Source organism: Micromonospora sp. KLBMP9576 (assembly GCF_050941805.1).
Classification (GTDB): Bacteria; Actinomycetota; Actinomycetes; order Mycobacteriales; family Micromonosporaceae; genus Micromonospora.
Window position 1 is genome coordinate 5,835,866 of record NZ_CP194567.1, and the last position, 14,404, is coordinate 5,850,269.

The 14,404-nt window shown below is 73.1% G+C and carries 13 protein-coding genes and 1 riboswitch; of the genes, 8 read left to right on the forward strand and 5 right to left on the reverse strand.

Going from position 1 to position 14,404, the window contains the following annotated elements; all coding sequences use genetic code 11:
* The first annotated feature begins 83 nt into the window (after nucleotides 1-83).
* The 3 genes from ACQ452_RS25960 (at nucleotide 84) to ACQ452_RS25970 (ending at nucleotide 3,778) form a co-directional block, all read left to right on the forward strand.
* Nucleotides 84-2,540: a S8 family serine peptidase gene (locus ACQ452_RS25960; protein ID WP_433394426.1), complete on the forward strand. Its 2,457-nt coding sequence runs from the start codon at nucleotides 84-86 to the stop codon at nucleotides 2,538-2,540.
* A gap of 45 nt (nucleotides 2,541-2,585) precedes the next feature.
* Nucleotides 2,586-3,512 carry a GNAT family N-acetyltransferase gene (locus ACQ452_RS25965; protein WP_433388085.1) on the forward strand — a complete coding sequence of 309 codons (927 nt, stop codon included), beginning with the start codon at nucleotides 2,586-2,588 and terminating at the stop codon, nucleotides 3,510-3,512.
* 89 nt (nucleotides 3,513-3,601) lie between these two features.
* Nucleotides 3,602-3,778, forward strand: coding sequence for a hypothetical protein (locus ACQ452_RS25970; protein ID WP_433388087.1), 177 nt, complete (start codon nucleotides 3,602-3,604; stop codon nucleotides 3,776-3,778).
* Nucleotides 3,779-3,835: 57 nt separating this feature from the next.
* On the opposite strand, the gene groL is transcribed toward ACQ452_RS25970, so the two are convergent.
* From groL to ACQ452_RS25985, 3 genes are all read right to left on the reverse strand, one after another.
* Entirely contained in the window at nucleotides 3,836-5,461 is a 1,626-nt protein-coding gene (groL, locus tag ACQ452_RS25975) for a chaperonin GroEL (RefSeq protein ID WP_433388090.1), read from the reverse strand.
* A gap of 272 nt (nucleotides 5,462-5,733) precedes the next feature.
* Nucleotides 5,734-6,837: a hypothetical protein gene (locus ACQ452_RS25980; RefSeq protein WP_433388091.1), complete on the reverse strand. Its 1,104-nt coding sequence runs from the start codon at nucleotides 6,835-6,837 to the stop codon at nucleotides 5,734-5,736.
* A gap of 89 nt (nucleotides 6,838-6,926) precedes the next feature.
* Nucleotides 6,927-7,130, reverse strand: a complete 204-nt coding sequence (locus ACQ452_RS25985; RefSeq protein WP_121656584.1) for a cold-shock protein — start codon at nucleotides 7,128-7,130, stop codon at nucleotides 6,927-6,929.
* Between the two features lie 210 nt (nucleotides 7,131-7,340).
* On the opposite strand from ACQ452_RS25985, the gene ACQ452_RS25990 reads away from it, so the two are divergent.
* The gene (locus ACQ452_RS25990) at nucleotides 7,341-7,874 is read left to right on the forward strand and encodes an N-acetyltransferase family protein (protein ID WP_433388093.1); all 534 of its coding nucleotides are present in this window, start codon (nucleotides 7,341-7,343) and stop codon (nucleotides 7,872-7,874) included.
* 81 nt (nucleotides 7,875-7,955) lie between these two features.
* On the opposite strand, the gene paaN is transcribed toward ACQ452_RS25990, so the two are convergent.
* The gene (paaN, locus tag ACQ452_RS25995; protein ID WP_433388095.1) at nucleotides 7,956-9,629 is read right to left on the reverse strand and encodes a phenylacetic acid degradation protein PaaN; all 1,674 of its coding nucleotides are present in this window, start codon (nucleotides 9,627-9,629) and stop codon (nucleotides 7,956-7,958) included.
* 215 nt (nucleotides 9,630-9,844) lie between these two features.
* Here paaN and ACQ452_RS26000 point away from each other — a divergent pair, with 215 nt between their 5' ends.
* Both ACQ452_RS26000 and ACQ452_RS26005 read left to right on the forward strand, forming a co-directional pair.
* Complete coding sequence (locus ACQ452_RS26000) at nucleotides 9,845-10,393, forward strand: M57 family metalloprotease (protein ID WP_433388097.1); 549 nt, start codon at nucleotides 9,845-9,847, stop codon at nucleotides 10,391-10,393.
* Between the two features lie 2 nt (nucleotides 10,394-10,395).
* Entirely contained in the window at nucleotides 10,396-10,908 is a 513-nt protein-coding gene (locus ACQ452_RS26005; RefSeq protein ID WP_433388098.1) for a hypothetical protein, read from the forward strand.
* Between the two features lie 580 nt (nucleotides 10,909-11,488).
* On the opposite strand, the gene thrC is transcribed toward ACQ452_RS26005, so the two are convergent.
* Complete coding sequence (thrC, locus tag ACQ452_RS26010; protein ID WP_433388100.1) at nucleotides 11,489-12,775, reverse strand: threonine synthase; 1,287 nt, start codon at nucleotides 12,773-12,775, stop codon at nucleotides 11,489-11,491.
* Nucleotides 12,776-12,785: 10 nt separating this feature from the next.
* Nucleotides 12,786-12,921, reverse strand: a riboswitch (SAM riboswitch).
* 179 nt (nucleotides 12,922-13,100) lie between these two features.
* Between thrC and ACQ452_RS26015 the strand changes: the two genes are divergently transcribed.
* Complete coding sequence (locus tag ACQ452_RS26015; protein ID WP_433388103.1) at nucleotides 13,101-13,844, forward strand: hypothetical protein; 744 nt, start codon at nucleotides 13,101-13,103, stop codon at nucleotides 13,842-13,844.
* Nucleotides 13,845-14,033: 189 nt separating this feature from the next.
* A complete protein-coding gene (locus ACQ452_RS26020) occupies nucleotides 14,034-14,297 on the forward strand; it encodes a hypothetical protein (RefSeq protein WP_433388106.1) in 264 nt (87 codons plus the stop codon).
* Nucleotides 14,298-14,404 lie beyond the last annotated feature (107 nt).

The window sequence follows — 14,404 nt, forward strand, 5'->3', positions numbered from 1 at the left end:
TGGCGGCGGCGGCGGTGACCGGCTGCTGGGCCGTCGGCGTCGTCGTCGTGGGCCAGCTCGGCGGCTGGCTGGCCGACCAGATCATGCTGGCCTCCGGGCTGGACCGGGTGCTCTGGCTCTGGCCGGCGACGGCGCTCGTCACAGTGCTGCTCGTCGGCGCGCCCGCCCTGGCGCTGGCCCTGCTGCCCCGCTCGGTGGCGGTCCGGGCCGCCGGCCGGGCCTGGCTGGCTGCCGCGCTCGGGCTCGGCGCGCTGGGGCTGCTCCGGGCGCTCCCGCCGGTGCACCACGAGGCGTACCTCGCCGCGCTGGCCGTCACCGCCGCGCTGGCCGCCCTCGTGCTGCGGGCCCTCGCCCGCCGGGCGGACCCCGGGCCGTCGGGGCCGCCCGCGCCGGCCGGGCCACCGCCCGCCGCCTCCGTGCCGCCACCGCCCGCCGCCTCCGTGCCGCCACCGCCCGCCGCCTCCGCGCCGCCACCGCCCGCCGCCTCCGCGCCGCCACCGCCCGCCGCGTCCGCGCCGATCCCGGTTACGCCCCCGGGGCCCGCGCCGGCCCCGGCGACGCCCCGGCGGAGCGCACCGGCCGCCGCCACCCTGTTCGGAGTGGCCGGCGGGCTGGCGCTGCTGCTGCCCTGGGTCTGGTTGGGGGCGCTCGGCGGGCTGCTGGAGACGGTGCTCGCCGGGGCCGCGGCGGCCGCGCTGGGCGCGCTGGCCGGGGCGCTGCTGGACGAGGCCTTCTGGTCCCGCTTCACCGGCGGCGAGCCGCCCCGGCCGGTCCGGCTGGTGCTGGTCGGAGGGCTGGTCGCCGGCGTCGCGCTGCTGCTGCTCGCCGCCGGGGTCGGGCAGTCCGGGGCCCAGCTCCCCCTGCTGCTGACCCTGCCGCCGGCCGGCTTCGCGCTGGCTGCCCTGTACGCGGCGGCCCGCCCGTCGACAGGTGCCCCGACTGACCCGTCGAACGGCTGCTCCAGCGGCCGCACCGCCACCCGCTGGCTGGTCGGGCTGGCCGTGTTCGGTCCGCTGGCCTGCACCGACCCCGAGGAGATCACCCTCGTCCTGGCCGACGCCCGCGACGTGCCGTTCTGGGTGGCCGCCGCCGCCGGCGTCGGGCTCGCCGTCGCGGCCGTGCTCGCCGTCGCGTACGGCGTGCTGCTGACCCGGGGCCGAGGGCCGGGCCGGCGGGTCGCCGGGGTGACCGCCGCGGCCCTGCTGGTCGCCGTCGGTGTGGTGGCCGTCGGCGCGGGCCAGCCCGGCCTGCACGGCGAGCGGCTGTTCGTGGTGCTGCGCGAGCAGGCCGACCTCGGTGGCGTGCCGGCGGCGACCGGCCGGGCCGGCCGGGACGCCCGGGTCGGCGAGGTGCACCGGCGGCTGGTCGCGACCGCCGAGCGGACCCAGGCCGACCTGCGCCGGGATCTGCGCCGGCTACGGCTGGACCACACCCCCTACTACCTGGTGAACGCCCTCGAGGTGGACGGCGGGCCGGGGGTGCGGGCCTGGTTGTCGCGCCGGCCCGAGGTGGCCCGGGTGCTGATCAACCAGCGGGTACGACCGTTGCCCGCGCCGGCCGGCCAGGGCAGCGGCAGCGCGGCGGCACCCACCGGGCCGGAGTGGAACGTCCGGATGATCGGCGCGGACCGGGTGTGGTCGCGGCTCGGGGTGGACGGCTCCGGCGTCGTCGTGGGCAGCTCTGACTCGGGCGTGGACGGCGGGCACCCCGCGCTGGCCGGCGGGTTCCGGGGCGGCGACGACTCCTGGTACGACCCGTGGAACGGCACCCGGACCCCCACCGACCGGGGTGGGCACGGCACCCACACGGCGGGCAGCGCGGTGGGCGGGAACGGCATCGGGGTCGCCCCGGGCGCCGGCTGGGTCGGCTGCGTCAACCTGGGCCGCAACCTCGGGAACCCCGCGTACTACCTGGACTGCCTCCAGTTCATGCTGGCGCCCTTCCCGGCGGGCGGGGACCCGTTCACCGACGGCCGGCCGGCACGAGCCCCGGAGATCCTCACCAACTCGTGGGGCTGCCCGCCGATCGAGGGCTGCGACCCGAGGGTCCTCCAACCGGCCACCGCCGCCCTGGAGGCCGCCGGCATCCTGGTGGTGGCCGCCGCCGGCAACACCGGGCCGGGCTGCGGTTCCATCGACGACCCGCCCGCCCCGTACGCGGACGTGCTGACCGTCGGCGCGGTGGACCGGCAGCGCCGGGTCACCTCGTTCTCGTCCCGGGGCCCGGTGCCGGGGGCGACGAAGCCCGATCTGGTCGCCCCCGGCGACGAGGTGCTCTCGGCGATGCCGGGCGGCGGCTACGCCCGGCTCAGCGGCACCTCCATGGCGACCCCGCAGGTGGCGGGCGTGGTGGCGCTGATGTGGTCGGCCAACCCCGCGCTGGTCGGCGACCTGCCCCGCACCCGGCAGATCCTGCGGGACACCGCGACCACGGCCCAGCCGACGTACGCCTCCCGGACGCAGACCTGCGGCGGCGACGCGAACATCACCGGCGCCGGCCTGGTCGACGCGTACGCGGCGGTGCGGGCGGCCCGTGGGTGATCCGCTCCTGTCCTCCCCGCGGCCGGTGATCTAGGGTCGGCGACCATGGAGACGGAGATCGTCGAGCTGACCGCCGACCGGGTGCCCGCCGTGGTGGAGCTGTGCCGCCGGGCGCTGGACCTGCCCGAGGACGCGGCCGAGGCGCCGGACGTCGTGGCCGCGCTCTGGACCCGGGCGGCGGCCGACCGGCCGGTGGTCGCGCTGGGCGCGTACCGGGGGGTGGACCTCGTCGGGGTGCTGGTCTGCTCCGTCGGCGTCCGCGACGCCCGGCTCGGGCACGTGGACCTCGTGGCGGTGGAGCCCGCCCACCGGCGGCGGGGCGTGGGGCGGGCGCTGCTGTCGGCCGCCGAACGCGTCCTCGCCGGTCTCGGCGCGGCCGAGGTGCTGCTCGCCGGCAACCCGCCGTACTACGCCTGGCCCGGCGTCGACGTGCGCTACACCCCGGCGGTCTGCGCCGCGCTGGCGCTCGGCTACCGGCAGGACCGCACGGCGTGGAACATGACGGCCGACCTGTCGTACGAGGCCTCGCCCGCGCTGCGCCCGACGGAGGCCGCCCAGGAGCGGCTGGCCGGGCGGGGCGTGACGGTGCGCCGGGCCGAGGCGGGTGACCTGCCGGCGCTGACGCGGTTCGCCCGCGCCACGTTCGGCGGCGCCTGGGACGCCGAGCTGGCCGGGTCGGTCGGCCGGGAGGGGGCGGGCTGTCACCTGGCCGAACGCGACGGCGAGGTGCTGGGCTTCGCCGCGTACGGGTCGTCCCGGCCGAGCTGGTTCGGCCCCATGGGGACCGCCCCGGCGGCCGAGGGATCGGGGATCGGCGGGGTACTCCTGCGCCGGTGCCTGCGCGACCAGCGGGCGGCCGGGGTGACGGCGGCGCAGATCGGCTGGGTGGGGCCGGTGCCCTTCTACTCGGGCAGCGCGGGGGCCCGGATCGAGCGCGTCTTCTTCCTCTACCGCAGGACGGTCGGGGCCTGACGGGGACGAACGGGACATCGATCCCTATAGCGCCATTCGCCCGCATCGGTGATCGTCGCGCCCTACCGTTTCGGGTAGAGGAGGCAGCCATGACGACGGACGACGAACGCCCCGGCCCGCTGCCGTTCGACCGGCTCGACTACGGCGACGCGGAGCAGCGGGCGGAGATGGCCGGTGTCGACGAGCCGGCCGACGAGCCGGTGACGCTGGTCGACGAGCCGGTGCAGATCCCGCAGCCGCAGGGCCGGCGACCGCTGCCGACCTGAACAGCGGAAGGGGCGGGCCGCTGACGCGGCCCGCCCCTTCCGGCGTGGGAACTGGACTCAGAAGTCCATGTCTCCGCCGCCACCCGGACCAGCCGGGGCGGCCGGGGTCTTCTCCGGCTTGTCCGCCACGACGGCCTCGGTGGTGAGGAAGAGCGCCGCGATGGAGGCGGCGTTCTGCAGCGCCGAACGGGTGACCTTGGCCGGGTCGATGATGCCGGCCGCCAGCAGGTCGACGTACTCGCCGTTGGCGGCGTTCAGGCCGTGGCCCGCCGCGATGTTGCGGACCTTCTCCACCACGACGCCGCCCTCGAGGCCGGCGTTGACGGCGATCTGCCGCAGCGGGGCGTCCAGCGCGACCCTGACGATGTTCGCGCCGGTGGCCTCGTCGCCCACCAGGTCCAGCTTGTCGAAGGCGGTCTTGCCGGCCTGCACCAGCGCGACGCCACCACCCGGGACGATGCCCTCCTCGACGGCGGCCTTCGCGTTGCGAACGGCGTCCTCGATGCGGTGCTTGCGCTCCTTCAGCTCGACCTCGGTGGCCGCGCCGACCTTGATCACCGCGACGCCGCCGGCCAGCTTGGCCAGCCGCTCCTGCAGCTTCTCGCGGTCGTAGTCGGAGTCGCTCTTGTCGATCTCGGCCCGGATCTGGTTGACCCGGCCCTGGATCTGCTCGGCGTCGCCGGCACCGTCGACGATGGTGGTCTCGTCCTTGGTCACCACGACCTTGCGGGCGCGGCCCAGCATGTCGAGGGTGACGGCGTCGAGCTTGAGGCCGACCTCCTCGCTGATGACCTGGCCACCGGTGAGGATGGCGATGTCGGCCAGCATGGCCTTGCGACGGTCACCGAAGCCCGGCGCCTTGACGGCGACCGACTTGAAGGTGCCGCGGACCTTGTTGACGACCAGGGTGGCCAGGGCCTCGCCCTCGATGTCCTCGGAGATGATCAGCAGCGGCTTGCCCGACTGCATGACCTTCTCGAGGATCGGGAGCAGGTCCTTGACCGACGAGATCTTGCTGTTGACGATCAGAAGGTAGGGGTCGTCGAAGACGGCCTCCATGCGCTCCGGGTCGGTCATGAAGTAGGCCGAGATGTAGCCCTTGTCGAAGCGCATGCCCTCGGTGAGCTCCAGCTCCAGCCCGAAGGTGTTGCTCTCCTCGACGGTGATGACGCCTTCCTTGCCGACCTTGTCCATCGCCTCGGCGATGATCTCGCCGACGGTGTTGTCACCGGCGGAGATGGAGGCGGTGGAGGCGATCTGCTCCTTGGTCTCGACGTCCTTGGCGAGCTTGAGCAGCTCTTCCGAGACGCTGGCCACGGCGGCCTCGATGCCCCGCTTCAGGGCCATCGGGTTGGCACCGGCCGCCACGTTGCGCAGGCCCTCGCGAACCAGGGCCTGGGCCAGGACGGTCGCCGTCGTCGTGCCGTCACCGGCGACGTCGTCGGTCTTCTTGGCGACCTCCTTGACCAGCTCGGCGCCGATCTTCTCGTAGGGGTCCTCGAGCTCGATCTCCTTGGCGATGCTCACACCATCGTTGGTGATGGTGGGGGCACCCCACTTCTTCTCGAGCACGACGTTGCGGCCCTTGGGGCCGAGGGTCACCTTCACGGCGTCGGCGAGCTGGTTCATGCCCCGCTCGAGGCCGCGGCGAGCCTCTTCGTCGAACGCGATCATCTTGGCCATACGGCGTTGTCCTCCTGGACACTCACGGGCCACCCGGAGTGTCTCCCGGATGGGCCGCCTGGTGTACGCACCTTGGGACGTCGCCACCTGGCGACGACGACGTCTCCTCGGCCGGGCCGGATAGCCCGCGACGACCGGCCATGTGCCGAACCCGCGTGTGGACGCCGGCCCGGCCGTGGCCCTACCGCCCCGACCATTGGCACTCACGGTATGCGAGTGCCAATGACTTGTTTAGCACTCTCCCCTGCCGAGTGCAAGCACGACCGCCCCGCTCAGCCCAGTTCACCGGCCAACCGGGCGCTGTCCACCGGCCCCTCGTGGGCGCGCTGCTCGGCATACGTGACCAGCAGACCGACCAACTGGGCGAGGTAGGTCGGCAGGGCGAGCACCCCGCCCACCAGCGTCACCGTGAGCACGCCCACCGCCGAGCCCGGCGACTCCAGCGGGGCGGTGCCGAACGGCAGCGCCCCGATGCTCTCCACCAGCCCGGCGAGCCCGCCGCCGACGATCACCGCCGCCGCCACCAGCGCCACCCGGCCCAGCATCAGGCCGAGCCGGTCGTGGAACATCCGGAACGAGCGGCCGATCGGAGCGTGCCGTTCGAAGAGGTAGACCGGGCCGACCATGCTCAGCGCGAAGGCGAAGTAGATGCCGGGGAGCACGCAGAGACAGAGACCGAGCCCGATGATCACACTGGTCAACAGGGTCCAGCCCCAGAGGCCCAGCGCCCGACGCGCGCCGTAGGCCAGGGCCGCGCCCAGGCTCACCTGCTCGCCGACCGCCTGCCGGGCGATCACCCAGCTCCCGGCCGCCCAACCCACGCTCTGCACCAGGCCGAAGAGGAAGGAGCCGCCGAGCACCACGGCCAGCAGGACGCCCAGGTCCGCCGCGAAGGTGTCGGGCAGCGCGGTGGGATCGGCGGCCGTCGAGGTCTCCCACCGGGCGGACGGGTCGACGACCAGCGAGAGCACCGACACCGCCACGGCCGGCAGCACCTGGGTGAGCAGCAGGATCGGCAGCAGCAGCCGCCAGCCCCGGCGTACCGCGCCGACGCACCGGTCGAACCAGCCGCTGACGCCGGCGCCGGGCGGGGTGACGAGCGGGTCGGCCGGGTCGAGGCCGTGGCCCGGCGGGTACCACCCCTGGCCGGGGTGACCGCCCTGCCCGGGGTAGACGACCGGGGCGCCCGGGTACCACGGCTGCCCGCCGTACGGGCCGGAGCCGGCCGGGAACCCGCCCGTGGGCGGGAAGACCCAGTCCTGCGACTGTGGGGGGCCGGCCGGCGCAGCATCGCCCGGCCCGCCCGGCCCGTCGGAACCCGGCACGGGGTCGGGACGCCCCGGGGGTGGCGCGGCCTGGGGTGGCTGGTCGGACATGAACCCTCCTCAGCGATTGCTGGAACGGCTCTCGATCCTTCCCTGCCGGCGCAACCGCGCCTAATCCCGCCCGCGCGGCGGGCGGACGGTCAGGCGATGACGCGCACCCGCTCGGCCTGGGGACCCTTCTGCCCCTGGGCGACCTCGAACTCGACCCGCTGGCCGTCGTCCAACGCCTTGTAGCCGTCCATCTCGATCGCGGAGAAGTGGACGAAGACGTCCTGCCCGCCGTCGACGGCGATGAAGCCGTAGCCCTTTTCGGAGTTGAACCACTTCACGGTGCCCTGTGCCACGGTGCACTTCCTCACTCTGCGCGGCGTTCCACCACCCCGGAGGCCGGGCGGACCGGCACCGGAGGATCACCGGATCGGCGATCGATGAGGGCCGCTGAAACGGTGACCGAAATCGCACGCTACACGAAGCGTGACGAAGGCGCACGACCACAAATCGGGCACGCTTCGACCGGATGCCATCGGTGATCATCGTTGTGGTAGGCATTGCGCATGACGAGCACGCCCGAGGGGTCGGGGCCGGCGCGGCGGGCGGAGGTCCGGCGGGTGCGGCCGGACGACGCCGCCCGGATGCGGGCCCTGCGGCTGGAGATGCTCGCCGACGCCCCACTGGCCTTCCTGGAGACCCTCGCCGACGCGGCGGCCCGCCCACACGCCGAGTACGCGGCCCGGATCGCGGCCGTCTCCGCCGGGACGGGCACCGCGCAGTTCGTCGCGGACCCGGGCGGACGGTTCGTCGGGCACGCCGGCGGCATGGCCGCCCCCGGGGAGCCGGGGCTGACCGTGGTGTACGCCGTCTACGTCACCCCGTCGCGGCGGGGCACCGGGCTCCTCGGTGACCTGGTCGACGCCGTCGCGGACTGGTCGCGGGCCTGCGGGCGCCCCGAGCTGATGTTGGAGGTCGTGGTCGGCAACGACCGGGCCTGCCGCGCGTACGGTCGGCTGGGCTTCGCGGACACCGGGGTACGCGTCCCGCACCCCACCGTGCCGGCGCTCACCGAACTCCAGATGCGCCGCCCCGCCTGACCGGCGACGCCCCGGGCCGCCCCACCGACCGGCGGCTGCCCGGGCCGCGCCACGCGCGACCGACCCGGGCAGCCGCGACGATCACGCGTGCCGGCGGGACTGCACGACGCGGAACCGGTTGGCCACGTAGGCGCCGTCGGTCAGCGCCGAGTTGGCCGCCGGGTTGGCGCCGCTGCCGTGGAAGTCGGAGAAGGCCGCCGACTGGTTCACGAAGACCCCGCCGGTCAGGTTGCCGGACAGGTGCACCCCGACCTCGATCGCCACCGCCTCGGCCGCGTCCAGGACAGCGTCGTCGGTGGAGTAGACGGCCGCGGTCAGCGCGCCCTTCTCGCCGACCGTGGAGCGCAGGATCTCCAGGCTGTGAGCGGTGGAGTCGGTCGCGATGGCGAACGAGATCGGCCCGAACCACTCCCGCGAGTAGGTCGCGGAGTCGCCGGATCCCAGCCGGACGAGCGTCGGGGTGCGGACCACCGCGCCGGGGAAGGCCGGGTGCTCGACCGTACGCGACTCCAGCACCGCCTCGCCGACCTTGGTGACCTCGTCGAGGCGCTCCAGCACCCCGTCGTTGACGATCGCCCCGGTGAACTCCACCCCGCGCGCCGGGTCGGCGGTGAGCTTGCCGACGGCGGCGGCGATCCCGCCGGCCACCTCGTCGAAGCTCTTGTGCCCCTGGTCGGTGGCGATGCCGCCGGCGGGGATCAGGATGTTCTGCGAGGTGGTGCACATCTGGCCGCTGTAGAGCGTCAGCGTGAAGCCGAGGTTGCGGCACATCCCGGCGAAGTCGTCGGTGGAGTCGATCACGACCGTGTTCAGCCCGGCCTTCTCGGTGTAGACGGCCGCCTGCCGGGCGTTGGCCTCCAGCCAGTCGCCGTACTCCGTCGAACCGGTGAAGTCGATGATCTTCACGGCCGGGTGCAGGGCCAGCGTGGAGGCGAGCTTCTCGCCGGGCGCCTCGGGGGCGAGCAGCACCAGGTTCGGGTCGAAGCCGGCCTCGGCGAGCACCTCCCGGGCGTACCGCACCGTGATCGCCAGCGGCAGCACCGCGCGCGGGTGCGGCTTGACGAGGACCGGGTTGCCGGTGACCAGCGAGGCGAACAGCCCCGGGTACGAGTTCCAGGTCGGGAAGGTGTTGCAGCCGATGACCAGCGCCACGCCCCGGGGCACCACGTGGAAGGTCTTGGTCATCCGCAGCGGGTCGCCCTTGCCGGCCGCCTTCTCCCAGGCCGCCGTCCGTGGGTGCCGGGTCATCTCCGCGTACGCGTAGGCGACCGCTTCCAGCGCGCGGTCCAGCGCGTGCGCGCCGCCGGCCTGGAAGGCCATCACGAAGGCCTGGCCGCTGGTGAACTGCACCGCGTTGGCCAGCTCGAAGATGTGCCTGTGCAGCCGGTCGAGGATCTCCAGACAGACCCCCGCCCGGGCCTGCGGACCGGCGTCGCGCCAGCTGGGCAGGGCGGCGGAGGCCGCGGCGACCAGTTCGTCGGCGCCGGCGTGCGGGTAGCGGACGTTCAGCTCGACGCCGAACGGGCTGGTCTCGGTGGCGACCCGGTCGGCCGCGCCCGGCTGGTCGAGGGGGAAGTCACCGCCGAGGTACGCCTCGAAGGCGGCCTTGCCGTCGGCGGCGGCGGTCTCGCCGTAGACCCGGGGGCTGGGCGACTCGGGGTAGGCGGACCAGTACCCGCGCTCCGTGATCGCGGTCAGCGCACGGTTGAGGGTGTCGGCGTGCCTGTCGTACAGGGGGTGCGGGGTCTCCGTCATGCCCGCAATCATGCAACAGCAACCCCTCAGATCAGTAGGCCCGTGTCACAACTCAGATGGTGAGCTGCCAGTCCGTCCAGCCGCCGAGGCAGCGACGGCGTCGCCGCACGCCCGCACCCCCCTCGGGGGCGGACCGGGCTCCGCGGAATTCGGGTCACATCGAATGCCTCGGGTCAGATACAGTGACGACCTTCTATCTATCTCGAGGGGGTTCTGTGGAGCAACGAGAGTCTGCCTTCCGTCGCCGGCCGGCCTGGACAATGCTGATGGCGTCCGGGATGCTCGCCGCGTCCGCCCTGTTCGCGACCCCTGCCGCGGCTGACGTGGGAATTGCCGGAAGCGCCTGCAACGCGGTCGACGGCGGGGAGCTCGTCTACGATGACTTCACCAAGTACAACGACTCGCTCAATCACGCGGTCAACCAGTGGAACGCGCTCAATCCCATCAACGTCAGAGCGGACGACGCCTGGAGTTATTCCGACGTCGACGTCAGCGACAGCAATGACGGCGGGAACGGCACGGTCGCCTACTACTCCTGCGTAGGCGGCGCGGACGACATCGTCATGAACACGCACTATCTCGACAGTTACAGCACCTCACGTGATCACGCCGCGATGACCCACGAATTCGGGCACGCCATCGGTCTCGACCACGGTCCTGAGGTGGCGGTCATGGACCCCTACTCGACCGACTACAACCCGAACATGAACAACAATTTGCAATCATGGGACATCAGCACCTATCACAGCAAATGGGGGTACTGACGATGAACCACCGACTGAAGGCCCCGTTCGTCGGGCTGGTCGCCCTTGTCCTGGCCGTCGGCGGCTGGTTCACCTACCAACAGCTTCGCCCGGCTCAGACCCACCCGGTTTCGGTGAGCTTCGCGTTCGACACCACCAACCGCGCCAAGGTCGCCGGCTACGCCGATGCGGTCGTGGTCGGGACCGTCACTGGCGTAGCGGAGGTACGCCAGGGTGAGCGCGGCGCCCCCCACACGATCTTCAAGGTCGCCGTTTCCGACAAGCTCAAGGGCGACGTCGGGGACACCATCCTCGTCGACCAACTCGGCGGAACCCGCGGGAAGGCCACCTGGACAGTCGAAGGCGTCCAGCAACTCGCCGTCGGCTCCGCGTACGTCCTGCCCCTCACCAGCCGGAACGGGTCCGACGAACACGTCCTGGTGCTGACCCCGACGCTGGCACCGGTCACCACGTCCGGCGCGAGCGTGCACGTCTGGACCCAGGCGGTGGCGAACCAGGACACCACGGTGTCCTAGCTCGGGCAGACACCGCAGGGCGCCCGGCCCCGATCCGATCGGCAGAAAGCCCGGCCGGACCCCCCACCCTCGGTCGCCGACCTGACCGCAACCCGCTGGACGCGGTCAGGTCGGCGGTGGGGATCGACGCGGTCGGTCAGCCCGCTTGGCGTGGGTGTGCCGCACGACGACGATCGGGCCAGCGGATCAACCGCTGGCCCGATCGGAGGTTGGTCGGGAGGGACGCTCGCACAACGCCTTCGGCGTTGGGTCGCAAGAACTGAAAGTCTCCGGCGAAACGCCCTCCCGCACGGAGCATCTTGCGCCGTCCGGTTCCTGCCGTCAAGTCCTTGTCGGCGCGTTTTCCGCACTCACAGCGAAAACCCAGTTACCGAACGAATCCCCACCCTCCTGCCCGCAACCCCCTAGACACGCCATCTCCCGGCCCCCGAAACCCGACCCCCGACCCCCGAGGCCCAGCCTTCCGAGCCCGAGGCCCGAGGCCGATCATGAGGTTGGCGGCACTGTTCGCGATCGACTTCGCGACCAACCTCATGATCGACGCGGAGGACGGGCGCGGACCAGGGTGGGTGGGGTGGGGTCAGCCGAGGAGACCGGCGTCGCGGGCGGCGCGCAGCGAGGGCTTGATGCGGTGGGTGGGACCGACCTGGCCGGCCACCGCGTCGAGGGTCTTGAGCCCCTCGCCGGTGTTGAACACGACGGTCTCCGCGGTCGGGTCGAGGCGGCCGGACTCGACCAGCTTGCCCAGCACGGCCACGGTCACCCCGCCGGCGGTCTCGGCGAAGACGCCGGTGGTCCGGGCCAGCAGCCGGATGCCGGCGCGGATCTCGTCGTCGTCGGCGTACTCCATCCAGCCCCCGGTACGGCGCACCGCCTCGAGCGCGTAGAGGCCGGCGGCCGGGTCGCCGATGTTCAGCGACTTCGCGATGCCGGTCGGCTTGACCGGGACGATGGTGTCGGTGTCGGCGTGCAGCGCGGTGGCGATCGGGTTGCAGCCGGCCGACTGGGCGCCGAACACCTTCCAGCCACCGGCCGGCGCCTCGACCAGGCCGATCTCGACCAGCTCGGCGAACGCCTTGTCGATCTTGGTGAGCAGCTCGCCCGAGGCCATCGGGATCACCACCTGCGCGGGGATCCGCCAGCCGAGCTGCTCGGCCACCTCGTAGCCGAGCGTCTTCGAGCCCTCGGCGTAGTAGGGGCGCACGTTGACGTTGACGAAGGCGGTGTCCTCGAACTCGTCCGTCTCCACCAGCTCGCCGCAGAGCCGGTTGACGTCGTCGTACGAGCCGTCGACGGCGACCAGCTCACCGCCGTAGACGGCGGTGGTGATGACCTTGCCCTGCTCGAGGTCACCAGGGATGAAGACCACCGACGGCACGCCGGCCCGGGCCGCGTGCGCGGCGACCGAGTTGGCCAGGTTCCCGGTGGAGGCGCAGGCGTAGCGGCCGAAGCCGAGCGCGCGGGCGGCGGTCAACGCCACCGAGACCACCCGGTCCTTGAACGAGTGGGTCGGGTTGGCGCTGTCGTCCTTGACCCAGAGCGGGGCGGTGAGGCCCAACTCGGCGGCGAGGAGCGGGGCGGCCACCAACGGGGTGAGGCCCGGATCGAGGGTGACCCGGGTCGCCGGGTCCTGACCGGCGGGCAGCAGCGCCGCGTACCGCCAGATGTTGCGCGGACCGGCCTCGATCTGCTCCCGGGTGACCGCCGCCAGCGCGGCGGTGTCGTAGTCGACCTCCAGCGGACCGAAACACTCGTAGCAGGCGTGCTGGGCGGCGAGCGGGTAGCGGGCCGAACAGGCACGGCAGGCCAGGGCGCGGGCAGGGCTGGCCGTGGTGTCGATGCCGGCGGGGACGAACGTCGACGTCATGTCGAGGGTCCTCTCATCTTTCCCCGCATCGCACCCTGCGGCGGGGACGGAATTGGCACCTGCCCCGCGGGGCGCTCTGCAATGAGCGCGCGGGGTGGTTGCCGGGGCGTCGTCGGGCCGTATCCCTCAGCCCCTCTGGATGAGGTATGCAGTTGTGCCGCCGAGTCTAGGCGGACTTCCCGGGCCCGCCCACCAGGGATCCCACGCTGTGAGCACGTCGCCGCGTACCGCCCCGTCGGCACCCCGAACGCGGTGACCGACCGCCGCCACCGGGCTGGCGTGGGACCGCTACCGTGCGGGCTCATCGACGGAAGGGAATCCTGCAATGCGTCGCAAGCTCGTCCCGGTGGTGGCGCTCGCCATGGCCTGCCTGCTGGCGGCCACCACCGCCTGCTCCACGGGCAACGGCAAGGAGCGCAAGCGGCAGCGCGACACCGTCAGCGAGCGCAGCGACAGCGATCCGCCCGCACGCCCGAGCCCGACCGCGACCCCGCGCCGCACGAACGACCAGCTCACCTGCCTCGAACTGCGCGGCGCCCGCGTCGGCAGCGGCAAGGTCCGCTACCGGGGGTACGCCGCCCCGATCCGCCTCGCCGACGGCCGCTGGTCCGACCGCGACGGCACGACTGTGCAGTTGCAGCGGCCGTGCGCCGTCGGCGATCTCGACGGCGACGGGGCGGACGACGCGATCGGCGTGCTGATGCTCGACGGCGGCGGCACCGGCCGCTTCTTCACCCTCGCCGTCTGGCGCGGTGTCGACGGCGAACCGGTCTACCAGGCCCAGCTCGACCTCGGCGACCGGACCCCGGTGCAGAGCATCAGCCTCCAGGCCGGCAGGGCGGCGGTGGTCTACCTGACCCGCTCGCCGAGCAGCCCGATGGCGGAGCTGAACATCAGGCGCTCTGCCGTCTACCAGCTCAAAGGCACGACACTGACCAAGCTGGGCCACACCGACGCCCGGGCGACCGAGGCCCCCACCGACGGCGGCGGCACCGCCGACTCACCGGACGACGGCACGGTCCCCGACGGCAACTCCCCCACCCGCAAGCGCAAGTCCCGTTCCCGCTGACGGCTCCCACCGGGCCGCCGCGCGCGGCACGACACTCCCCGCGCGCGGCGGCGCGGGGAGTGTGCACTGTAGATGTCGGCATCCCGACCCGGCGCGGCTGTCGGGAGTGCGGTGACCCGGCCGTCTCCGATAGTGTCCGGACAGACACGTGGAGCGACATCGCCTCACGTTGATGCGCCGGAGGGTCGGATGGCGAGCATCGAGGAAGTCAAGGCAGCCCTCGCGCAGGCCGCGGAGCAGGGCAATGCCACGCTCATGCAGATCCGGGCCGCCGTCGAGGCCACGGACCAGACGCTGGCCCGGATGCGGGCGGTCGCGGCCGGCACCAGCCATCCGGCCATCGGCGAGGCCATCGCCCGGGCCGAGCAGAGCAAGCAACGACTGGCCGAGGCGATGGACCTGATCCAGGGCAGCTCGGCGGCGGCCCGCAACTACATGAACCTCCTCGGCTGACCGCCTCCGGGCCGCGTGTCGGCGCAGACGAGGAGGCCATCTGCATCGACATAAGATGATGTGACCGCTTGGCGTTTCGGGGTGACGGACAGTGCCTGTCTTCGGTA

Bases quoted from the DNA above. Each gene is read 5' to 3' on its own strand.
- ACQ452_RS25960 (WP_433394426.1), top strand. From the start codon at position 84: ATGCTGGCCTCCGGGCTGGACCGGGTGCTCTGGCTCTGGCCGGCGACG.
- ACQ452_RS25965 (WP_433388085.1), top strand. From the start codon at position 2,586: ATGGAGACGGAGATCGTCGAGCTGACCGCCGACCGGGTGCCCGCCGTG.
- ACQ452_RS25970 (WP_433388087.1), top strand. From the start codon at position 3,602: ATGACGACGGACGACGAACGCCCCGGCCCGCTGCCGTTCGACCGGCTC.
- groL (WP_433388090.1), bottom strand. From the start codon at position 5,461: ATGGCCAAGATGATCGCGTTCGACGAAGAGGCTCGCCGCGGCCTCGAG.
- ACQ452_RS25980 (WP_433388091.1), bottom strand. From the start codon at position 6,837: ATGTCCGACCAGCCACCCCAGGCCGCGCCACCCCCGGGGCGTCCCGAC.
- ACQ452_RS25990 (WP_433388093.1), top strand. From the start codon at position 7,341: ATGACGAGCACGCCCGAGGGGTCGGGGCCGGCGCGGCGGGCGGAGGTC.
- paaN (WP_433388095.1), bottom strand. From the start codon at position 9,629: ATGACGGAGACCCCGCACCCCCTGTACGACAGGCACGCCGACACCCTC.
- ACQ452_RS26005 (WP_433388098.1), top strand. From the start codon at position 10,396: ATGAACCACCGACTGAAGGCCCCGTTCGTCGGGCTGGTCGCCCTTGTC.
- thrC (WP_433388100.1), bottom strand. From the start codon at position 12,775: ATGACGTCGACGTTCGTCCCCGCCGGCATCGACACCACGGCCAGCCCT.
- ACQ452_RS26015 (WP_433388103.1), top strand. From the start codon at position 13,101: ATGCGTCGCAAGCTCGTCCCGGTGGTGGCGCTCGCCATGGCCTGCCTG.
- ACQ452_RS26020 (WP_433388106.1), top strand. From the start codon at position 14,034: ATGGCGAGCATCGAGGAAGTCAAGGCAGCCCTCGCGCAGGCCGCGGAG.